The organism is Klebsiella sp. BIGb0138, from assembly GCF_004342285.1.
Lineage (GTDB): Bacteria > Pseudomonadota > Gammaproteobacteria > Enterobacterales > Enterobacteriaceae > Klebsiella.
This window is the reverse complement of record NZ_SMCV01000012.1, coordinates 150,575-170,429: the sequence shown is the minus strand read 5'-3', so window position 1 is coordinate 170,429 and position 19,855 is coordinate 150,575. Positions and strand designations below refer to the sequence as shown.

At 52.3% G+C, this 19,855-nt stretch carries 35 protein-coding genes and 1 pseudogene; 20 read left to right on the top strand and 16 right to left on the bottom strand.

Features of this window, described 5'->3' with window-relative positions; genetic code table 11:
• The 14 genes from EDF73_RS23080 to EDF73_RS27835 all read right to left on the bottom strand — a co-directional run.
• On the bottom strand, nt 1-1,400 hold a 1,400-nt coding region (locus tag EDF73_RS23080), incomplete at its 3' end, for a terminase (RefSeq protein WP_132731355.1).
• 4 nt (nt 1,401-1,404) lie between these two features.
• Nucleotides 1,405-1,881 carry a terminase gene (locus EDF73_RS23075; RefSeq protein WP_132731354.1) on the bottom strand — a complete coding sequence of 159 codons (477 nt, stop codon included), beginning with the start codon at nt 1,879-1,881 and terminating at the stop codon, nt 1,405-1,407.
• A 10-nt stretch (nt 1,882-1,891) separates the two neighbouring features.
• Nucleotides 1,892-2,089 carry a hypothetical protein gene (locus EDF73_RS23070; protein ID WP_132731353.1) on the bottom strand — a complete coding sequence of 66 codons (198 nt, stop codon included), beginning with the start codon at nt 2,087-2,089 and terminating at the stop codon, nt 1,892-1,894.
• 310 nt (nt 2,090-2,399) lie between these two features.
• Nucleotides 2,400-2,888, bottom strand: coding sequence for a lysis protein (locus EDF73_RS23065; protein ID WP_132731352.1), 489 nt, complete (start codon nt 2,886-2,888; stop codon nt 2,400-2,402).
• On the bottom strand, nt 2,885-3,337 hold the full coding sequence (locus EDF73_RS23060) for a lysozyme (protein ID WP_132731351.1): 453 nt from the start codon (nt 3,335-3,337) through the stop codon (nt 2,885-2,887). The genes EDF73_RS23065 and EDF73_RS23060 overlap by 4 nt, the downstream gene beginning before the upstream one ends.
• Nucleotides 3,318-3,641, bottom strand: a complete 324-nt coding sequence (locus EDF73_RS23055; RefSeq protein ID WP_132731350.1) for a phage holin, lambda family — start codon at nt 3,639-3,641, stop codon at nt 3,318-3,320. Before EDF73_RS23055 ends, EDF73_RS23060 begins: the two co-directional genes overlap by 20 nt.
• A gap of 687 nt (nt 3,642-4,328) precedes the next feature.
• Complete coding sequence (locus EDF73_RS23050) at nt 4,329-5,144, bottom strand: antitermination protein (RefSeq protein WP_047934965.1); 816 nt, start codon at nt 5,142-5,144, stop codon at nt 4,329-4,331.
• A complete protein-coding gene (locus EDF73_RS23045; RefSeq protein ID WP_047934966.1) occupies nt 5,141-5,509 on the bottom strand; it encodes a RusA family crossover junction endodeoxyribonuclease in 369 nt (122 codons plus the stop codon). Before EDF73_RS23045 ends, EDF73_RS23050 begins: the two co-directional genes overlap by 4 nt.
• Nucleotides 5,496-6,875: a replicative DNA helicase gene (locus tag EDF73_RS23040; RefSeq protein WP_127673831.1), complete on the bottom strand. Its 1,380-nt coding sequence runs from the start codon at nt 6,873-6,875 to the stop codon at nt 5,496-5,498. Before EDF73_RS23040 ends, EDF73_RS23045 begins: the two co-directional genes overlap by 14 nt.
• On the bottom strand, nt 6,872-7,750 hold the full coding sequence (locus EDF73_RS23035; RefSeq protein ID WP_127673830.1) for an ATP-binding protein: 879 nt from the start codon (nt 7,748-7,750) through the stop codon (nt 6,872-6,874). The genes EDF73_RS23040 and EDF73_RS23035 overlap by 4 nt, the downstream gene beginning before the upstream one ends.
• Before the next feature lie 15 nt (nt 7,751-7,765).
• Nucleotides 7,766-8,611: a hypothetical protein gene (locus tag EDF73_RS27840; protein ID WP_047934969.1), complete on the bottom strand. Its 846-nt coding sequence runs from the start codon at nt 8,609-8,611 to the stop codon at nt 7,766-7,768.
• Nucleotides 8,608-8,907, bottom strand: a complete 300-nt coding sequence (locus EDF73_RS23025) for a hypothetical protein (protein ID WP_064385959.1) — start codon at nt 8,905-8,907, stop codon at nt 8,608-8,610. The genes EDF73_RS27840 and EDF73_RS23025 overlap by 4 nt, the downstream gene beginning before the upstream one ends.
• Nucleotides 8,908-8,997: 90 nt before the next feature.
• Nucleotides 8,998-9,291: a hypothetical protein gene (locus tag EDF73_RS27515; RefSeq protein ID WP_047934971.1), complete on the bottom strand. Its 294-nt coding sequence runs from the start codon at nt 9,289-9,291 to the stop codon at nt 8,998-9,000.
• Nucleotide 9,292: 1 nt separating this feature from the next.
• Nucleotides 9,293-9,502, bottom strand: a complete 210-nt coding sequence (locus EDF73_RS27835; protein WP_072060157.1) for a hypothetical protein — start codon at nt 9,500-9,502, stop codon at nt 9,293-9,295.
• Nucleotides 9,503-9,606: 104 nt separating this feature from the next.
• Between EDF73_RS27835 and EDF73_RS23015 the strand changes: the two genes are divergently transcribed.
• From EDF73_RS23015 to pepT, 20 genes and pseudogenes are all read left to right on the top strand, one after another.
• Nucleotides 9,607-10,308 (top strand): S24 family peptidase, encoded by a 702-nt coding sequence (locus EDF73_RS23015; RefSeq protein WP_047934972.1) that lies wholly within the window; start codon nt 9,607-9,609, stop codon nt 10,306-10,308.
• Nucleotides 10,309-10,448: 140 nt separating this feature from the next.
• Complete coding sequence (locus EDF73_RS23010) at nt 10,449-10,649, top strand: hypothetical protein (RefSeq protein ID WP_132731349.1); 201 nt, start codon at nt 10,449-10,451, stop codon at nt 10,647-10,649.
• On the top strand, nt 10,646-10,852 hold the full coding sequence (locus tag EDF73_RS23005; protein WP_047934974.1) for a hypothetical protein: 207 nt from the start codon (nt 10,646-10,648) through the stop codon (nt 10,850-10,852). Before EDF73_RS23010 ends, EDF73_RS23005 begins: the two co-directional genes overlap by 4 nt.
• Nucleotides 10,849-11,265, top strand: a complete 417-nt coding sequence (locus tag EDF73_RS23000; RefSeq protein ID WP_047934975.1) for a hypothetical protein — start codon at nt 10,849-10,851, stop codon at nt 11,263-11,265. The genes EDF73_RS23005 and EDF73_RS23000 overlap by 4 nt, the downstream gene beginning before the upstream one ends.
• 180 nt (nt 11,266-11,445) lie before the next feature.
• Nucleotides 11,446-11,661 (top strand): hypothetical protein, encoded by a 216-nt coding sequence (locus EDF73_RS22995; protein WP_227517253.1) that lies wholly within the window; start codon nt 11,446-11,448, stop codon nt 11,659-11,661.
• On the top strand, nt 11,639-11,998 hold the full coding sequence (locus EDF73_RS22990; protein ID WP_227517252.1) for a hypothetical protein: 360 nt from the start codon (nt 11,639-11,641) through the stop codon (nt 11,996-11,998). The genes EDF73_RS22995 and EDF73_RS22990 overlap by 23 nt, the downstream gene beginning before the upstream one ends.
• The gene (locus tag EDF73_RS22985) at nt 11,998-12,252 is read left to right on the top strand and encodes a hypothetical protein (protein WP_132731348.1); all 255 of its coding nucleotides are present in this window, start codon (nt 11,998-12,000) and stop codon (nt 12,250-12,252) included. The genes EDF73_RS22990 and EDF73_RS22985 overlap by 1 nt, the downstream gene beginning before the upstream one ends.
• Nucleotides 12,243-12,461, top strand: coding sequence for a hypothetical protein (locus EDF73_RS27830; RefSeq protein WP_085397484.1), 219 nt, complete (start codon nt 12,243-12,245; stop codon nt 12,459-12,461). Before EDF73_RS22985 ends, EDF73_RS27830 begins: the two co-directional genes overlap by 10 nt.
• On the top strand, nt 12,458-12,889 hold the full coding sequence (locus EDF73_RS22975; RefSeq protein ID WP_085397483.1) for a hypothetical protein: 432 nt from the start codon (nt 12,458-12,460) through the stop codon (nt 12,887-12,889). Before EDF73_RS27830 ends, EDF73_RS22975 begins: the two co-directional genes overlap by 4 nt.
• A 43-nt stretch (nt 12,890-12,932) precedes the next feature.
• Nucleotides 12,933-13,451 carry a hypothetical protein gene (locus EDF73_RS22970; RefSeq protein WP_047934987.1) on the top strand — a complete coding sequence of 173 codons (519 nt, stop codon included), beginning with the start codon at nt 12,933-12,935 and terminating at the stop codon, nt 13,449-13,451.
• A gap of 12 nt (nt 13,452-13,463) precedes the next feature.
• Nucleotides 13,464-14,288 (top strand): BRO family protein, encoded by an 825-nt coding sequence (locus EDF73_RS22965; RefSeq protein ID WP_132731362.1) that lies wholly within the window; start codon nt 13,464-13,466, stop codon nt 14,286-14,288.
• The gene (locus EDF73_RS22960) at nt 14,281-14,715 is read left to right on the top strand and encodes a hypothetical protein (RefSeq protein WP_132731347.1); all 435 of its coding nucleotides are present in this window, start codon (nt 14,281-14,283) and stop codon (nt 14,713-14,715) included. The genes EDF73_RS22965 and EDF73_RS22960 overlap by 8 nt, the downstream gene beginning before the upstream one ends.
• Nucleotides 14,699-14,824: a sodium:solute symporter gene (locus tag EDF73_RS22955; RefSeq protein WP_132731346.1), complete on the top strand. Its 126-nt coding sequence runs from the start codon at nt 14,699-14,701 to the stop codon at nt 14,822-14,824. The genes EDF73_RS22960 and EDF73_RS22955 overlap by 17 nt, the downstream gene beginning before the upstream one ends.
• Nucleotides 14,821-15,045 carry a hypothetical protein gene (locus EDF73_RS22950; RefSeq protein ID WP_047934981.1) on the top strand — a complete coding sequence of 75 codons (225 nt, stop codon included), beginning with the start codon at nt 14,821-14,823 and terminating at the stop codon, nt 15,043-15,045. The genes EDF73_RS22955 and EDF73_RS22950 overlap by 4 nt, the downstream gene beginning before the upstream one ends.
• A gap of 242 nt (nt 15,046-15,287) precedes the next feature.
• Nucleotides 15,288-15,515, top strand: a complete 228-nt coding sequence (locus EDF73_RS27510; RefSeq protein WP_165905783.1) for a hypothetical protein — start codon at nt 15,288-15,290, stop codon at nt 15,513-15,515.
• A pseudogene (locus EDF73_RS27970) lies at nt 15,515-15,715 on the top strand (ClpX C4-type zinc finger protein); the annotation flags it as partial. The gene EDF73_RS27510 and the pseudogene EDF73_RS27970, both read left to right, overlap by 1 nt.
• 113 nt (nt 15,716-15,828) lie before the next feature.
• On the top strand, nt 15,829-16,182 hold the full coding sequence (locus EDF73_RS22935) for a phage protein NinX family protein (RefSeq protein WP_047934984.1): 354 nt from the start codon (nt 15,829-15,831) through the stop codon (nt 16,180-16,182).
• Nucleotides 16,166-16,312: a hypothetical protein gene (locus EDF73_RS27505; RefSeq protein ID WP_165905780.1), complete on the top strand. Its 147-nt coding sequence runs from the start codon at nt 16,166-16,168 to the stop codon at nt 16,310-16,312. Before EDF73_RS22935 ends, EDF73_RS27505 begins: the two co-directional genes overlap by 17 nt.
• A 7-nt stretch (nt 16,313-16,319) precedes the next feature.
• Nucleotides 16,320-16,583 (top strand): pyocin activator PrtN family protein, encoded by a 264-nt coding sequence (locus tag EDF73_RS22930; RefSeq protein ID WP_132731345.1) that lies wholly within the window; start codon nt 16,320-16,322, stop codon nt 16,581-16,583.
• Nucleotides 16,584-16,920: 337 nt separating this feature from the next.
• Nucleotides 16,921-18,150, top strand: coding sequence for a peptidase T (gene pepT / locus EDF73_RS22925; RefSeq protein ID WP_132731344.1), 1,230 nt, complete (start codon nt 16,921-16,923; stop codon nt 18,148-18,150).
• Here the strand turns inward: pepT and tehB are convergent.
• Together tehB and tehA are read right to left on the bottom strand one after the other, a co-directional pair.
• Nucleotides 18,147-18,743 (bottom strand): tellurite resistance methyltransferase TehB, encoded by a 597-nt coding sequence (gene tehB / locus EDF73_RS22920; protein WP_132731343.1) that lies wholly within the window; start codon nt 18,741-18,743, stop codon nt 18,147-18,149. The two genes, pepT and tehB, sit on opposite strands and share 4 nt — an antisense overlap.
• 2 nt (nt 18,744-18,745) lie before the next feature.
• The gene (gene tehA, locus EDF73_RS22915; protein ID WP_132731342.1) at nt 18,746-19,744 is read right to left on the bottom strand and encodes a dicarboxylate transporter/tellurite-resistance protein TehA; all 999 of its coding nucleotides are present in this window, start codon (nt 19,742-19,744) and stop codon (nt 18,746-18,748) included.
• Between the last annotated feature and the right edge of the window lie 111 nt (nt 19,745-19,855).

The following is a 19,855-nucleotide window of genomic DNA, read 5'->3' as shown; positions in this document are numbered from 1 at the left end:
AGGCAGCGAACTAGCTTGTTCTGCCCGGTTCCGCGGGGGATTTCTCTCACCGGGATAGCGAGCTGACCGGGTGTCTGGCTACGTTTTTTCAGCGTTGTGATGAGGCCCTGTCCGGCTTGCTTCTCTTCAATGGCCATATGACGCAGCGGCATAACCCGCATGGAGCCAGACAGGCGCCATTTTTCCCAAACCTCTTCCGCTTTCTTCAGGAGGTCTTCCGGGTCCCACCGACCGCGAACGACGTCGATGATGTACAGGTTGCCATCGACGCCCATGCCAGCCAGCGTAAACACGGTGTAATCCAGCCAGTCCTCCACCTTTCCACTGTTCGTATCGACGTACACGGCACGGTGCGTAAGCTTCGGCAGTGTGGTGTACGTTCTGAACCAACTTGTATCGATGATCCCGCCAGTCAGCGCCATCGGGTTTTGCTGGTATTGCGACAGGAAGGTATAGCGATCCTTTTCCCACAGCTGCAGGAGGTCGTTGACGTCTTCCATCTGCGGCCAGTAGGACCAGTAACGAACACCACCAACAACCACAGAATCGGTATCTTTGACTGTTTCCCAGCAAAGCGAGCGCCACGGCTCATCAAGCGACTGGATGTACTTCTCGTCGATCATGGCCGGTATGGCGACGTGATGGAACTGCACACCCATCCCACCTGAAAGCATGAAGCCAGTTGCGTCATCGGTGTGGAGGCGCTGCTGAATGCTTACAAATGGCGTCGGATGCTCTTTCGACTTATCGCCGCGACGGGAACGAATGGTGTTTACCAGCAGAGTATTCGCGCTTTTTCGTCGGGACTCGCTGAGCATGTCAACTGGCTTGTTGTAGTCGTCCAGCATTACCATGCCGGAGAACTCCGGACCATAGTAACCACCACGACCACCGGTGATCTGCCCATTGCTTGAGCGCGATACCGTCTGCCCTATAGAGCGCCCTTTATCGTCCTTTATCTCCCACTCTTCCGCCTGGTTGACACCAAACGAGCAGGGCCAGAACTCCTGATATTCACGACTGGCGATAATGTCGCGGGTGCGCCGACTGTTTCTCTTAACGAGAGTGTCAGCGAAAGAGATATTCAGGTTGCGAAAGCGCTTAAGCCGTTTCTCCTGCACCAGTGCGTTGACATACGCCGGGAAGTGAATGGAGAAGAACTCGGTTTTTGTCCCGCCAGGGGGGATATTGATAATCAGATTGCGAGGGCGTAGTCGCCCAGCGAGAAGATCATCAATTTTCGAGGACATCAGTCGGTGATGCCAGTTGACCAGAAGCCTATCTCCCTGAATGATCTCGAACCACAGCCGGGTGAAGTTCAGGAATGACTTTGTGGACTTTGAGCGAATTACTACACGTTCAGGGAATGACAAGTCCTCCCATTCGATAATTTCGCTCATAGACTCAGTCCAGATCTTCTAGCCTACCCTCCATCGCCGCTTGTGCTTTCGCATAATCCGCAGCCGTATAATTGACCACCTCAACAGGACCGCCATTGGCCCCCTCAATGCTGTGATCAATCTTGTCTCGCCATAGTTTCTTCTGCCTGTTTTTAAGCCAGAATATGGCGGCTGCTGTATCCGGGGGGTAATGCTTGGTTATGGCAGTTTTAACTATCTTGTTGTCAATGACGCGAATGTCCACATCAGGGGCGACAAATCCCATCGCCCTCTGGTAAAGACTATCAGTCACTTCAGCGTCTGAAATGTCTTTTCCCTTTTTTATGGACTCGCAAAACTCTTTGTGGTCCTTCTTCCAGCGATTTATCGTCGCCTGGCTTACGCTAAAGAAGTCCGCTAACTGGTCATCGGTATAACCAAGCATGCACAGCTTGCGAGCCTGCTCGGCATACGCCTTCTGGTACTTGGTTGGCCTTGCCATTGGATGTTCCTTACGATGCTGGGATTGCTGCGATCTGCCGCGCAATCTCATCGTGAATCATTTTTGCTGTAAATAGACGAGGCGTTGTATCTGTTCCCGACTGCAGTTGATCTGCCGTGCCATTTGGGATTGTTTGCTCCGATGGGATATCAGATGGAATGGCTACCTCCACAGGTACGCCGCCGGTAGAAATGCATTTTGTAGTCATTATCAGAGTTTCCTGCTGGGTTTATTTATATCCACCCCGTAATTCGAATGACAACAGGGTGATAAAGCTTATACATAATTCTGTAAATGGTAATTTTCAGCACCACTTACAGAATTTTATAAACCACATGAATTCTTCTTCCACGGCTTCATTGGGCCGCTATGAGCGTCTTGTCGCACTCCGTGGATGCGAGAAGAGGCGGAATTTATCGTTATTGATTATCCCCACACACTCACGCAGAGGAGTGCCCCGTCGGGCTGCGGTCATGGTTAATATGGGGATGCTGCGACGATACGGCGCATGGAGAATGCTATTTCAGGCACTGCGTGCGGATGTATTCCTGCAGCGCTCTCAGGGCTGTTTGGTCGCTGAGGATTCCGGACCGGATACCGAGAACGTTTCGTCCAGCAACTGCAGAGAGTTCGACGGTGGCATCATCGCCCATGCTGGCGGCGCCGGCGGTTTGGGTTGCGGCTGACACTGGACACTTGCCTTTGACGAGCACCCGACCACCGTTATCAAGCTTGCGCTGCAGAGCATCATTTTCAGCTTTTGCATCGGCTAATTCCTTCGTGTATTTCGCATCCAGTGCCGCAACGTCACGCTGCCGGGTCTGCAGGTCGGTGATGGTGGCGTTAGCCAGGCTGAGGCTGTGCTCTGCTTTATTGGCCCGCTCGGTTTCGCTCTCTGCTTTACCTTTGTAATGACTGGCAGCGATAGCCAGTGCGCCAATCAGCACAGCAATGAGAGCCGGCAGCCAGAACTTTTTCACCAGCGCCAGAATTGTTTCGGCAGTCATGACAGAAAAATCTCACGCTCAGCCTTGCGGCGATTCGTTAGCCCAGGCATAACCTTTCCGCCCGATCGGTTCCAACGCAGAAACTCATCAGCTGCGCCTTTTACATCGCCAGCATTGATTTTTTTCAGGAGAGTAGAGGTTGAGAGAGCACGCGAACCGACGTTGTAGGCGAAAGATACCAATGCATCAAACTGACACTGGGTCAGCTTAACCTTCACGATTTTCAGCACGTCGTTTTCGTATCTCACCAGCCCTGTTTTCAGGAGTCTGTCAGCAGTAGCCTGGTCGATGGTCATTCCCGGCCTGACCGGTTTACCATCAACTGGCAACGTCCAGCCGTAGCCGATAGTCCACGGGGAACCCCCCGTTCCCGGGTCGGGGTATGCGGTCAGCCGGCAACCTTCAAATTTCTTTATCAGCGCAATGCCTTCAGGACTGGTTTGCATCATCTACCCCTGCTTTTTTGGCTGCGAGCTTTTTGAACAACGAGCCGATCGTGTCTGTTCCGAGATAACCAATAAAAACACTACCGATATAGGCCAGGTCAGAACTCCAGCCGATAAAATTCAACAGGTCTCTTATGAACCAGGCGATCATCGCGCACATCAAGGCGTCAACAATCACCTTCCAGAACTTACCGCCGTTATAGCGCCCACGGAGGTACGCCATAATAAACGCCAGTATCGCGCCTATGCCCTGCTCTCTGGACGCAAGTAGCGCAGCGATGAAATCTTGTTTGTAGGGCATTTTCATAAGCCTCACCTCCGTTATGGACGGATGGCGCTGTGTGCAAGAAAAGGGTCAGGCCCGTCGGGATGGATTTAACAACGAAGCGTGTCGATGGTGATTCCCGCGGGACCTGATAATAAAAAAGCCATGCAAATGCATGGCCTTGTGATTTGAATCCGTTATTTACAAAATGTATTCGAGACAGTATCTTTCGACTTCTGGACAAAAAAACATATACCGGGACAAAATCTAAATGTAACTGCCTTGCCTGCATGAAACCATGCGGGCTTTTTTTTTGCCCAAAGAAAAAGCCCACCGAAGTGGGCCTTACAGCTATCATCATTTTTATATTGGGTGTGGTGCCGGGTGCCTCCCGGTGAGCCGCCGCCAGTCCGGGGACGACTCGCAATAAGCGCAAAAATAAATCAGACTGACAATGCCCCTCCGCATAGGGGGATTCACCACGTCATAAATTTAACATCTGACAAATTTCGTTTCAATGCAATATACGACGATGTGACAGGGGTACTGATGCAATGCATCTCGCGAATACCCCTGTCGTATCGCCGGAAAGCAAAAACCCCGCCGGGTGGCAGGGTTAGTAATCGGTTTCATTTGGATGTAAGTATCCATGATTAGAAGCATACAGGACACTTTTATGCAAAGTCAACTCTATCGTGCAAAAAAGTGTCGCCATATGCTTTGATCACTTCAGTAACTGGTCGCTTTCTCAAATTCCGCCGCAGCCTGTTTCTCCCCTTTGCAGAGCATATCCACCAGCCTTTCATAGAATGGCTTCCAGTTGCGTGACCATGAGGACTGGTGCAGGTCCGGAATATGCAGCTGAATTGCACGGTGGGCATCCGCAGATTTTACACTGGTGAAACCATTACCGGAGCAACGCTCACAGGTTTTATATACCGGGGCCCCGCGCTCTTTAGTCTCTTTGCGATCCAGAACCTGGCCGGAACCACCGCAGCGGCAGCGGGCGTTAATCATCCCTTTGCCGTCACAGGCTTCACATTTAGCGCTGGAGATGGCAGTTACTTCGGTCCACTTCTCCCAGTCGGACGGACGAACAGCGCGTGACCTTTTCGCCCAATAAGGCGCCTTACCCCACGGGTATGTGACTTTTCGCTCCGTGATAGTCGTCTGCATCTTCCCCGTACCGCTACATACCCTGCAGACCCCGGTTGTTTCAGCTGAACGGGAATACTCCGCAAAGGCAAATTTCGCCAGCACCAGGCAGCAGCGCCCCAGCGCTTTACCTGCGGCCTTCCGCACGTTTTTAGGTGCTGTATCAAGGGCATGTCGCGCCAGCGCCTGAACGGCCAGTTGCTCATCGGTTTTACTGATGCCCGCCTTACCGAAGAACGCCGCCAGCCCGAATCGTGCGCGGCTGCTGGTCACCCCGATCCCGGTCATAACGTCTGTACCATTCAGGCGATTCGGCGATGTGCTTTTCACGTCGTCGCTGATATGCATCCCCTGGGGGCTAAAGTGTTTGAGTGCTGATTCCAGTTTCATGCGGCCACTTCTCCGATATCAGAAATTAAAATTTGTCCGGTTACACCCCAGAGCTTTGTCACCCGAAAGTCCCAGATGTGAGCGTCGTCAGCAAACAACGCATCCATCAACGCTTTAATCATGTTGTCGGCATCCGGCTTTTGCTGGTGAGCCTGACCATCCATTGCTGCACGTTTTTTCTGGCTCCAGCTCTCCGGCATCGGCAGGATGAAAGTAATGTGACTTCCCGCCTCTGGCATAACGACCTTCTTCAGCCTGACCTCATCACAGAACGCCCGGTAACGAAGCACTACTTCTCGTTGTTTCCATTTGTCGGCGCGGGTTTGTCGGGGCTTGCCCATTGGGGTGATGTTAAAAATCTGCATTATTCTCCTGGCTCCCTCTGGTATAGCGACGTTGCTGCGTTTTAGGTTTGGGGGTTGAGCGCTGGCGGGCTTCGTCCTGGTCGATCGGCAGGAAATGCCCGTTATAGAACCGGCGATAAATTGTCCCCAGTTCGCCGTTGCGTTGTTTTGTCACGTTGATTTCGGCTATGCCCTTTGCAGGTGATTCCGGGTCGTAAACTTCATCGCGATACAGCATCAGGATTAGGTCAGCATCCGCCTCAATCTCCCCGGAGTTCTTTAGGTCAGAGTTCATCGGGCGCTTGTTGGGGCGAGATTCTACCCCGCGGGATAACTGGCTCAGGGCGATAACTGGCGTTTTGTTGGTCTTGGCGAGACGTTTCAACCCCTTTGACAATTCCCCTACCGCCAGGTCATAGCGGGCCGTGCTCTGAATTTTGATCAGCGCGAGATAGTCGATGACCACCAGGGCAATTTCTGGATGCTCCAGCTTATAGCGGGTTGCAGTTTGTACAATCTGGTCGATATTGAGGTTGGTTGCGTCGGTGATCCAAACGCTGCGGTTAACCAGTTGCTCCATACCGTTAAAGAATCGCGCCCAGTCTTCATCCTCAAACTTTTCGACTGCCTTCAATCGGGATACAGGCATACCGCCAGCGGCAGAAACCATGCGTTTGGCGATCTGCGTGTCGGACATCTCCATGCTGAAAAACAGAACGCCATGCCCCTGCGCTGAGACTTTCTCGATGATGTCCAGCGCCAGCTCTGTTTTGCCCATCGAGGGACGCGCCGCGATAAACACCAGATCCGTGGATTCAATGCCACCCGTCTTCGCATCAAGCTCCGCAATGCCAGTAAGCAGGCTGCGGGTTTCCTCCCTCCCCTGGCTGCGGGATTCTACCTCGTCAGCCACGGCGGTGAGCAGATCGGAAATATGGACAGGCTGCACAGTATCTGCAGAAATATCGATGGCTGAAACCACCTGTTTTACGGACTCCAGAGCAGCCAGCGCAGAATCACCGTTGCTGGCACTCTTAATCTGGTTTAGCACCTTTTCCAGTGCGGCCTCTGCATCACGGACACCTGCATTGCGACGCAGAACGTCGATGTAAGAGACCAAAGCCGATTTCGCCCAACTAACGCGGGTGGCTTCAAGTATGGTGGTCTGAAGCGCTGGCAGAGACTCACAGAGCAGCAGCGGATCAATCACTCCGCCACCGCGGGCTTGCTGACAGATGCCGGTATAGATTTCTCGATACTGACGCACCGAGAACGTACTCGCCGGCAGCCGGGAAAGGATATCCAGTACCTCAGGGTCAGCACCGCGCAAAAATAAGGCGCCAATAACCGCTCCTTCCAGATCCTCGTTTTTCCAAACAGGTGTCATTCAGGCACCCCGTCGTTTCCACGGAAGCTTTCCCAGTTGAACGCCAGCCGATTTCGACCACCGTTGGTTACCCGGTCTACGATGCGCTCACCAATGGAGTCCTTAAGCTGCTCGAAGGTCAGATTGCTGATCAGGATGGTGGGTAATATGCTCTCGTAGCGGGCGTTGATGATTTCCTGCAGGATGGCCAGTTCAGAAGCGCTACCAAACTGCACCCCCACCTCGTCGATAATCAGCAGGTCCAGCGATGCATAGTGTTCCAGCACGCCGTCTTCTGTGGTTTCGGAATTATGGCGCCACGTGCTTTTCACGGCCCGCATAACGCGCATCACATCAGTAATTTCAACCCTGGCGAGATGGTTACGGATGATGGCTTTCGCTGTCGAGATGGCCAGGTGGTTTTTCCCTGTACCGCAGTTGCCGGTCATCACAAGCCCCTTTCCGGTCGCAAATACCTGCGGCCAGTTTTCGGCATAATGGCGGCAGCCGGCCAGATTTTTGCTAGCCCCCTGATTCACCGGGCGATAGTTTTCGAATTCGCATTCTTCAAAACGGCGGGCGATGCCTGCGTTGTCCATCAGGTCAGCGACGCGTAACGCACGCAGCTCCGCGTCAATCTCTGCCAGTTGAGCACGGAGGCATGCAGGACATTGCGAATGTTTGAAATTCTCACCGCCGCGAAAAGCCTTTCCCACCAGCGTGAATCGCTCAAAATCTCCATGCTTTTCACAGGAGGTAATCTCGGCGTTTCCTGAGTTCCAGCCGCTGTATCCCCACGGGAGTTTGTGCTCCAGCGCAAAATTTAATTCTTCTGCAAGGCGCTCCCGATCGGCTTTCAGGTCGTGGCGCGCTTTTTGTTGGTTTAAATTTAACATGTCATTTCCCCTGAATTACCAGTCCCAACTTGATTCGCCATAGTTCTGCTCACTGAAGCCAGATACCGGCAGCACGCCAGGGCGCCCACCGCCGGGAGCGGATGGCGATTGCCAGGATTCTTCGAAGTGGCGATCGGGACCGAAGAACGTGGCAGCTTGCTTAACGAACTGGGTTCCGACGCTGCCGGTTGCGCGGGCATAGGCTGCATAGCGCTTAACACCTGCCAGCATGTCATCAGGCTTAACCCCGTCTTTCAGGCGAGCTTTCCAGGCTTTGAAAGCCCCCGCCTTGGAATTGCCACCAGCGCGTTTGGGGTAAGCATCCCAGGCTGTTTCGAACTCAGGTGAATAATCCTGTTTTGCAGGGCGTGCCGGTGCAGAGGCGTCAGCCGATGCGCCAATAGATTTAGTCTCTGTAGTAGTCTTTGTTGTAGTAACCGTTAGAGATCGGGCGTTTTTGCCTTCATCCATCGGTGCATCCTGCGCTTGTCGATCAGGGCAATTTGCCCCGTTCGATGAGGGTACCTGTTCCGCATCATTGAGTAGCTCGCAATCATGGTTGATGGTGTAGTAATTTGTCCGGTCATGCTGGGACTTATTGAGCTGCTCAACATCAAGACATCCCTGTTTGACGAGTGATGTAAAAGCGCGTTTAACGGTATCTGCTGACCAGAACGGGAATTGTTTTACCCACGACTCATAGCTGTTGAACACCCAGCGGCGGCCCTCAAAATTCACACCCTGCTCTTTGTCGTTAATCCAGTAGTTAACCTGTTGCAAGACAATCGCTTCGTTGAGACCGATGCGCGTGGCAAGCTCAGGGTTAATAACCAGTGGACGGAAATTAAATAGCATGCTCATTTCGCATCACCAGTGGTCGGGGTGATGGTGTACCCTAGCGCCGGCCCAAGGCACACCTTTAATCCAGTCACAAGGGCCCCTATTTGGCGAACGGTAAGATGACCAGCTTGCTCAAGGTTTTTCACTTCTTTGAAGATCATTTGCTTTGAACAGCAACAGAAATTTGCCAGGACATCATGCCCAAGGACGCGCTCACCTTCGCCATCCAGTGACCCTGCCATTAAGATGCGGATCATAATCAGGCGCTGTAGCGGGCTGGAGAACGGGTAGTGATGAACAAAATTTGTATTACTCATGCTGCACCTGCCAATTCTTTGTCGCGATTGCTCACGCTTGATTTGTAATCGAAAAATCTGGTATGGTTTTTCATGAAATTTCCCCCGAGGTCATTTCAAAACAAATGCTGTGTCGAAAGTCAGAACAGGCCGGGTTGAGCGCCACCACCTCTTCCCGGCTTTTTCTTTGCTGCTTTCCGTTCTGCGGTAGTTGTCTGCCCCAAAGCCCACTGACGGGCTCGAAAAAGGCAATCCGCAAAACAACTCCCCTTTTTGGTTGACTGCGACATGCAGCGGTAATGTTCCAGACCTTTGGCTACCCCCCCCCTGAACCACCGACGGCGCGAAGCCTTCTACGGTCAGCGCCGCCGTAATGTGCTTGCGAATGAAGTCTTCGGGTGACATGTCACACCTCATTGGAACCGTTGCTAATTCCTGGGTGGGTGTATGGGATTTTTGAATCCAAATGACATAAGATCGCAACATCCTCTGGAACTCCACGCATCTCCCACTTCCCTACGGCCTGACTACTTCTCGGTTTGCCTTTGCGTGGGAATCTTTTCCCGATAGCGGTATTTGTCTTAAATTGCTGCTTAAGGATTTCAAACAGAGTCATTTTCATCTCTCGGCGTCGAAACTATTGTATCAATCGATAGTAGCAAATAGAATCCAAAGTATCAAAACGAAATGTTACTTTAGTTTCTTTTAGGGGGATGACTCATGAGTTCGTTAGCAGACCGGTTGATAAGCCGACGCGAATTGTTAGGATTCACGCAAGAGGCTCTTGCCAAAAAAGCAGGTGTCACGCGGGTAGCTATCAGTAAAGCGGAGCTTGGACTAACAAAAAACTTTAACAGCAATACTCTTTTTAAGATCTCATCCGCACTTGGATGCGAACCTGAGTGGCTGCAGACTGGTAAGGGAACGCAGGAAAAACTGCCACAAACCCAACCACAAAAGAAACCTATCAGTGATACAGCTTGGGTTAATAACGTAACCGAGACCGTGCAACCACAGCGCAGATACAGCTACCCGAAGTTAAACTGGGTTCAAGCTGGTCAATTTGCGCAATGTGGCGATAACTATAATATGTATGATATTGAAAACTGGATTGATTCTGTAAAGTACGCTGGCGAAAGAGGTTTTTGGCTTGAGGTAAAAGGCGATTCTATGACTTCGCATGCAGGGGTAACCTTTCCTGAAGGTATGTCCATACTTATTGATCCAGAAAAAGAACCTTACTCAAACTGCTATGTTATCGCGCAAAAGAGAAGTAGCAGGGATGTTACTTTTAAAAAGTATGTAACTGACATGGGGGCTGGGTATCTGAAACCCCTCAATCCTCAATATCCTATGATCCCCCTAGATGATGAGTGCGAAATAATCGGTGTGGTTGTTGATGCCAGGTGGGACATATTTTAATTATATATCAATCAGATGCCGGCTATGCCGGCTTTTTTTTGGATAAGTAGAGAAAATAAAGTATCAAAACCACTTGCACCAAAATGATACTTTAGTTACCTTTAATTCACCGAGTAATCACTCTCATGGTGAATATGAAGATGATAACAGAAACCGAAAAAGTTAATTTCTGCTCCGATAGTTTGACTAAGCTTGGTCATTTTTTGTCGATGCTGTGTCAGGCTGTAAAAGATAACAACTGTGAACCTGATGATATTGAGGGGTGCCTTGGCATAGCTTGGGACATGGTTAACTCAATGCAGAAAACTATTAACAGCGCAAATAAAGAGGTGGAAGAATGAAAACCAACACCACCAACCACCCGAACCTCATTAGCGCGATGGAATACACTAATAACGTATGCGCCCTGCTCGTAGCACTTGAGTTAAGCGCTGAACAGCTTGATGCGGATACCATTAAAGAAGCATCCAATGGCATTCGGTACCTGGCTTCGCGAGCATATGAAGAACTCGAACGCGTACATAATTTTGAGGCAAACAAATGAATACTCCCGTTCAGATGCTTGAAACTATTTCTGCTGATATTATCGAGAATACTGTGCTTCTTGAAACCATCTACAAAAATAGCAGCGAAGACCACGAAACAGATTGCGCTATAGCTTGCCTGATTCGTTCAATGAAAAAGACGCTCGACACTGCGAATGAATATATCAACACGCTCAGCGATGTATCAGCCCCCCCCCCCCAACGGGACGAGAGCGGCGCTGATATTGTTGATGATGTTTTTCACGCGACCATTACGGCAAGAAAACTCGAAGAGCTTGCGCATATTTATAATGAGGCTTACTTCACAGATGAAGATAATGGCAAACCAGCCATGTATATGGCATCAGTAATCTTCGATTATGCGATAAAAGTTTGCAGTGAATTGAAAAACATCGAAGCAAAATTGAATTAACCAAAACAGTTTTAATTAACACCTTAACCGGTGGGGAATCCTGCACCCTAAATTTAGCGAGGGATTTATTATGACATTCATCATCGACCGAGCAGCATATAAATTAGCCCGCCTGTACGCGGCGAGCGGGCACGAACTTATTGCAGAATTGTACCTCCGCAAGGCTTATGGGAGGTAATAATGGCTGTGTCAGCAAAAAACATGACCTTGCAGGAAATAAGTATTACTTCAGAAAGGTTGCATCACCTGATTCAAACGGTGGCTGAAAACTACTACCAGCTTGAGGACGGGCAGCGATTCTCTCTTATTAACCTTGCTTACGATATATCAGCAGATATTGAAACCTGGATGAATGCCGAGGAGGAAAGGGACGGTGGAACGACAAAACGTAATTGAAATCTATCGCCGTAGAATTGCCATAGCAACTCTGCATCGGCTAAAGCGTAAAACAGGCGGGTATTGTCTTTCTGTGAACATGCCAGATAGCGATATTCAGGTTATCGAAATCAACGAAGAATCAATGCAAAAACTTCTGCTGAGATTCGAAAAACAGGTTCGCGCGGAATTTGGCTCAGAGTCTGATAGTTTTCTACGCAAAACGTATATGAACAGCCTTGATATTAACAGCCACACCGAATATTTGACCGAAACAGGCAAGGCGATTGTAGATGATATTTTTTCGGAATTAATCGCCCACGCAAAAGAAAAACATGTCAGCGGAGGAATTAACTGATGATTAGTCAGAATACATTTTCGCGCAATGGCGCTCCAACCCTTTCCCGGGTACTGGCGGTTGATCTGCATGTTTCTCCCGATTTTTCCGGGCGAGTGCTGGTTTATGTGCGTAACGGTCTGGTCACCGACCGCCGCCTTGCTGATGACGAGCATCTTTTGACGCTGACCGGATTTATCGAAATGGCCCGCCAGGCTGGTTGGAATGTTACCCCCCCCCCAGCACGAACTAACAGGAGATACCTGTGGCACTAACAGCAATACGCATTCCTGAGCGGGTACACCTGCAGGCGATGCAGGTCCTGCTGCGGTACCGCCGGAAGCGCATTTATGCACGGCGTACGCACCGCACGGGATATCTCAGCCTGAAGGTTAACCCACGCTGGCGGCTCTTATCGAAAGACGACGGCCGGAACTGGGAAGTGATGTCTCACGAAAAATATTCAGGGGAAATTAAACGATGATCGACAACCGCACCGCCAGCGCTATTGACCTGGCATTACAGAAGCACCACACGCCCGTCGGCGACCTTTACGCCGCTATTCGTCACGGCCGCATGAAGCGTTGCTTTAGCCGCGGTACCGCCATTAGTTGGCTGGCCCACTTTCTAACATCGCATGCCTTTGCTCTGTCCGGGTTTAAGCAGCGCCACCCTGATTACCTTGTGGAGCACGAAGGAAACGAAATGTGGCGCCGTGGCGAAACTACCGACGAATATCACCGCGCCCACCAGCGCACCGTTCGCCGTCTGCGTCGCATCCTCGCCCGCAAGCGTGAAATGCAGAAATGGTGCGAAAAGTGGGATGCCATGCACGACCGCTACGTGAAAGAGCGTGAAGAACTCAGGGCCAGCAAACCAGCAGAGGTACGCAATGGATCACACAGCATTTAACCCGGAACCAACGTCAACCGGCATCCGGATATCTGTAAACAGGATTACTGCCTACTCCGCTGCCATTCGTGAGCTGGATAACGGGCGCTATGACAAAAGTCTCGCCGACGGCATGAGCATTCTGGCCTGCATCATGGAAGCGGTAGAAAGCAGCTGGATCACGCTCACCATCGAGCAGCAAATCATCGTCTGGCGCTGGTTGCTCGCCGCGGTATTCATTACCGAGGAACGGGAGAAGAACGGGACTGTCGACGTTACGAACGACGAAGGCGGCGCTGATACAGCCGTTATCTATTCCGGGGAGCACGGTGCAATCAGCGTCTACCCGGGGCCGGAACGCTTTGCACTCGCTAATCACATTGAGGCCGGCGCCATTGAGAAATACGGGCAAAAGGAAGGGTTGCTGCTGGCGCTGCGCATGTATCAGGACATGGTTGTCTGTGACGACGAATACGGCTTCAGGCTGTCAGCTATGGGCCGGGAGGGATTCAACATGCTGCACGACGGCTTTATCGAGCAAATCCACACCGAAGGCATGCCAGACATGCCGGTTATGCACTGAGGGAAGATAATGATGAAAAACCAACTGATGACCTTTAGCTCCGAAGAGCTGAACTTTTCGATGAGCGGAATTCTTTATGAGGGAAAACCAGCCTTTGACGCAGTTGAACTGGCTAAGCAACTTGGATATGCAAATCCAGCCGACGCGCTGGCAAAACATTGCAAGTCACTGATTAAGCTTAATTATAGCGAATCGCGAGAATTAGGTTTTGGTGAAAAACCACGCGGCACCCAGCTTGCTGGTCAGGCTGATTTGTTCCGGCTGATCCTACGCAGCCAACTCCCTTCCGCCGAGCGTATTCAGGATTGGGTATGCGAGGACGTGCTTCCTTCCATTCTGGAAACTGGCTCGTACAGCAAACATCAGCCAGTTGTTGAGGCGAAGCAGCCAGAAATGAGCCTTCCCTCAGACATGACATCTCTGGCTCGCGTTGTAGCTGAAGCCACCGCGTTCGCAATGATGAAAGTCATTATGGCGACCGGCGATCATCGGGATCCGGCACCACTGGACAATGCGAAGATTATCGAGACAAATGCCGGGTTTGTTAGCAATGACGCCGAGTTTGTCCAGGTACATAAAGTGTCGCTGGCTACGAGCATGTCAGATACCTCCTGCCGAAATCTTATTCAGTTCGCCAATCTGCCAACCCGGAAATACAAAGGCAGCCGTGGACTGCTGGTACATCGTCAGTCCTTCATGTTGGCGTTGCGCACTCTGATTGAAGAATCAACACCACCGACAGCACCTCGTAAGCGCTGGCGTCATCCAGAATTCAAAGGTTTCGAACTGCGTAAGGATCCGGCGGATATCTTCGGGGAGGATAACCACGGTGAATAACGTTATCCGGCTGCCATCCGCAAGACTCGAGCTGGACCACCAGCGGGCCTTGACCTGGGTGTGCGACGCGTACCTGTTCTATCTGGTGAGCCTGCACCGTCGCCCGGTGTACCGCCACCAGCACGGCGATATTTCGCTTAACCAGCCAGCGCTGCAGGGCTTCATTGACTCCTACCTCAAAGATAAAGGGTGGGACATAGAGCGGCGCCATGCGCATTACATCGACATTCTGGACCTCATCAAATATTTGCATCGCAGCAATTCGCAATTTATCGACTGGGGAACAGTTCCGGCGCTTACGCCTCGGGGGATCCGCTGGATGAACGCCTGCCTTTCACGCCTGGGCGAAATGGTGAACAGCTATGGCGGATGGAAAGGCTACATCACTGCTGTTGAGGAGGTGCAGATCAATGAAAAAGGTATCTGAACTGGCGATGTTCACTCTGTTTTTCTCCAGCCTTTCGAGGCTGGGGTTTACCGCGGGTGTCTGCTGTTTCTTTGGTATTGCGCGATTACTGGCGAGGACTCTGGCATGAAAATCGATTATCAGGACTACGGATCCGTTGCAAACATTGTGGTCACCAGCACGGTGTTTGAATTCCGCCGGCACAACCGGGCGATTGATGTAGCTCTGTTCCTGACACCGGGTATGACCAGCAATAGCAGCGGATTTTTCATCATGAAAACGGTATTGAGCGGTCAGACAAAGCACGCCCTCCGGGCCTACAAACATCTGCTGCGGGAGGCTAAGCGATGAGTATCAGCGAAAAACGGCTTAAAGCAATTGCCGGTGGTGAACCTTTCTTCCCGGGCGAGGTGGTAGCGATGGCTCTTGAGCTTCTGGCGAATTCTAAAGAAACATTGCAGCCGGAATATCCAGAAAAGCTCCCCTGCCCGGTCATTCTTGAACCCGGCTTCCGGTTTGGCAAAGGCGTCGGCACTCACCTGGTATTGCGGGCGCTTCAGAACCGCGCTGAACGTTACGCTGAACTGGATGCTATGGGGCCGGAGGCACGCGCAGAACATGATGCTGCTATTGCTGAACTTCGGGAAAAGCTGGGATTTAGTGCGCCAGTTAAGACGGCCATCAAAGTGAAGCTGCCAGGCCTTCCGCAGCTTGGCTCTGATGCTGAATGGTATTTGGGGTTTGCTGCCGGAGCCGGGAGTATGCGCGAAGCCTGCGCAGCCGTGATTATGGCTGCCGGCATTGAAGTGGAGGTGAAGTGATGCCTGTTAATCCCTTTATTGAATATTGGCGCCAGATGCCGCAGCGCGAGCCAGATCCGAAAACGGTTTGCAACTTCTGCAAGCAGGTTATCGCTGAAGACAAACTGATCTCCGGGCCCAGCGTAAACATCTGCACCGAATGCGTAGACCTTTGCAACGACATTATTGCCGATCGGCAGGATGAACACCGCAAAAAGACAGTTGAGGATATGGCAAAAACACTCTGTGAGCGCGACACGGCCCTGGTGGCTGAAAGAGCCATTGCGCTCGCCAGCAGCATTTTCGATGCAGGGTACCGCAAGGAGGAGCTCTGATGAATTACAGCAAATTATCAGATGGCGAAATTAGCTTACTGGTTGGACAGCGGCTCAAGCCGGGATACGAGGTGATTCTTCACCCCAACAATCCAAAGGGGGCGCAGCTTTTGTGGGAGACATTTGGTAGGAAGCATAGCTATGGATTTTTCCCTCTCGCTAGACCCGAGGACCTTTTCTCGGCAATGAAGAAATACCGGATAGGGATCGCGCCTGCCGGTAAAACGGTCTGGAAGGCAACGCACGAATCAGGGCTTCAGGTTAATCACAAGAACCCGCTACGAGCGGCAGCTATAGCCTTCCTGATGCTGCGGGATGCGATGGAGGCAAAGAGCGATGAACAGAGAATTTGAAATCTGGGTCCGGCTGCGCTACGGCGGCCGGTATGACCTGACGCGAGACGATCACGGCTACTATTGCCGGGAAGTGGTTAAGCGGATGTATGAGACGTGGTGCCACTGGCGTGGCCTGAAAGTGGTATGAGGTGAAGATGAATACGATGTTTTTGTTAATGGCCGAATACGGGTCGGCTACCGTGCCGCTCAGTCAGGTGTGCGAAAAGTATTTTGGGCTGAAGCCGGCAACAGCGGAAAAACGCGCTGCTATGGGTGAGCTCCCTATTCCAACCTTCCGCGCAGCAGAGAGCCAGAAAGCCCCGCGCATGATCCATATTCAGGACCTTGCGAACCACATCGATGCGCAGTTGAAAAAAGGCCGCGATCTGCTGGAACAGATGAAATACGGTGGTCAGTGACACCGTAACCGCAACTCCGGATGCCGCCCATTATGTAGCATCCGGTTTTATTTTTGCATTACACAGCACCCCTATAGCACCCCATAAACACCTATCTAATTGATATTTATCACATCACATCCGGCGATCCTTCGGAGCAGTAAACCAGCGTTTTTGCCCCCACGGCGGAACTAACCGTGAGCGCCGTTAATGTCAGAGCAAGCGTGGTGAGTTTGCGTTGCATAACGTTTTCCTTTTTTAATTTGTCAGCTAATGAATAGCTTGTTGTTTTCCTGCCCATACATAACACTAAAGCCAGATTGCAAACACCCCAAAAATCAATAAAGAAGGAATCACTATGTCATCTCCACTCGCCAGTCAATTGACCCAGCGCTTCTTCCGCTATCTCGCCATCAGTAGCCAGAGCGACCCGCGCGCCACCACGCTGCCGACGACGCCGGGGCAACACGAGATGGCCCGCGAGCTTGCCGATGAGCTACGGCGTCTCGGGCTGGACGATATCGTGATCGATGAACATGCCACCGTGACCGCGGTGAAAAAGGGGAATGTCCCCGGCGCGCCGCGCATTGGTTTTATCACCCACATCGATACCGTCGACGTCGGCCTGTCGCCGGATATTCATCCGCAAATTCTGCGCTTTAATGGTGAAGACCTCTGCCTGAATCGCGAAAAGGATATCTGGCTGCGGGTGAGCGAGCACCCGGAAATACTTGCCTATCCGGGGGAAGAGATTATTTTCAGCGACGGCACCAGCGTGCTGGGCGCCGATAATAAGTCGGCGGTTACCGTGGTAATGACGGTACTGGAAAACCTCACGCCGGCGCATCGCCATGGCGACATCGTGGTCGCCTTTGTGCCCGATGAAGAAGTGGGTCTGCGCGGCGCCAAGGCGCTGGATCTCAGCCGTTTTGCCGTCGATTTCGCCTGGACTATCGACTGCTGCGAGCTGGGGGAAATTGTCTATGAGAACTTTAATGCCGCTGCCGCCGAAATTCGCTTTACCGGCGTCACCGCCCATCCGATGTCAGCGAAAGGCGTACTGGTCAACCCGCTGCTGATGGCCGCCGATTACATCAGCCATTTCGATCGGCTGCAAACCCCGGAGCACACCGCCGGGCGCGAAGGCTACGTCTGGTTTAATGGCATTCAGGGGGATCAAAACAGCGCTCTGCTGCAGGCCAGCATTCGCGATTTCGACCGCGAGAGCTTTTTACGCCGCAAACAGCAGATTGGCGACGTCGCAGAAAAAATCGCCGCGCACTATCCAACGGCTAAAGTCGAGTTTACGCTGAGCGACACCTACAGCAATATCAGCAATGCGATTGGCGAAGATCGCCGGGCCATTGACCTGCTGTTTACCGCGATGGAGAGCATCGGGGTTACGCCGAAGCCGACCCCGATGCGCGGCGGCACCGATGGCGCGGCGCTGTCGGCCAAAGGGCTGTTAACGCCGAACTTCTTTACCGGCGCGCATAACTTCCACTCAAAATTTGAGTTTCTGCCGCTGCGCGCCTTTGAGGCGTCGTATCGTACCGCCTTCCAGCTCTGCCTGCTGGCGGCGCGTTAAGCCGTTTTTTGCGCCAGCATGGTGGCAAAACGCAGCTTGATGCGGTTGCCGTTAGCGTCGGTGCGGTGCAGCTCGCCCACCTCTTCGTTGTACCTGAGGAACCTCCAGCCGGCGTAATAGCGGCGCAGTTCCTCAGGCTTAAAGGCAAACGGGAAGCCGACGGTGCAAGGATAATCGTCGGTATCCATTGCCGCGACGATCAGGTTGTAGCCGCCGGGCTTTGTACAGCGCTGCATATTGGCGATCAGGCCGGGGATGGTTTGCGCCTCGAGGAACATCAGTACCACCGTCGAGAGAATAAAATCATACTCGCCATCGAAACTCAGCGTATTCAGATCCTTAACCGCGGTCTGTAGCGCCGTCAGCCCCTCCCGATCGCGGATCTCCTGCAGATTCTTAATGCTCATCGCGTTTTTATCCCACGCGGTCACCTCAAAACCGTTCGCCGCAAGATAGAGGCTGTTGCGCCCGTTCCCGCAGCCCAGATCCAGCGCCTTGCCCGGCGGAATCAGCGTCGCAGCATGCACCACCTCAGAGTGGGTGCGGGTCATTCCGTATTTTTCGGTAAAGTAGTTTTCATCACGGATAGTCATGATTAATCCTTATTTTTTAATAATGTGGCCCGATCGACGCGAATCAGCAATTTACCCCGCAGCAGCAGCAGACAAGTATGTACCAGCAGCAGTGCGATAATCAGATTGGTAAAAACAAACAGCGGGATCGACAGAAAATGAAAAAAGCCGTCCGGGTGGCGATGGCCCAGATGCAGCCCGGTACTGGCCAACGCGGAGATGCCGAACGAGAAACTCCAGAACGAGGCGTTAAACGGTTGCCGCAGATACCACGGCATCAGACGTAGCATAAACAGCAGTTGCAATAGCCCGTAACCAAACAGCAGTTTGGCGAAGGTATCCACCTCTGCGCCGTTGACGCTCAGCCAGGCGCTACAGGCGACCAGCGCCGGCGCCAGTTGAATGCCCAACGACGTGCGTAGACCGAGCGGCAGTTCGCCGTCGCTACGCAAACGTTGCAGAATCACCGGCTCCAGGCTCAGCCATGAGAAGATGCCGGCACCGAGGAAAACCAGCCCGGCATCGTTAAAGCCCAGCGCGCCGCAGGCCATCGCGCTGATGAAATTATTGGCCACCGTCGGTAAATAGAGGCCCGGCGTGGTGGCTTCTGCGGGGTGCCTGCCGCGCCATAAGCCAGCGCTGTGCCAGGCGGAATACGCCAGCTGGAGCGCAACGCCAAGGCTGAACAGCACCAGAGACAGCGGACGAAACCACGGCACAAAGCCGATCGCCACCAGCAGGGTGGTAGCCGGAAACAGGCTGACAAAACTGCTGGCCAGCGGATGGCGCATCTCCTGCAGCAGGCTGTGCGGGGAGCGAATCGCCCGCGAGACAAACGCCAGGGTCAACAGCCCCCAGATAACGGTCGCCAGGGCGACCAGCCCGTCGCCAATGCGCTGACTGACCGGCCAGAGCGTGCTGGCATAGCGCCAGGCGAAGCCCATCCCGATGATGCCCAGCACCATGCCGAAATAGCCTGCCGGTAAATTCAGCACCTGCTGAGTTTGCTGCTTTTTGTTCATTTTATTTAATTTTTCAACTTATCTTTAAGTTGCATTTTAAAAGAACCTTCAAAACCGCGCTACGGAGATTTTTGCTATGTTTATGTTAACCAAAAGTAAAGAGAAGCCGTG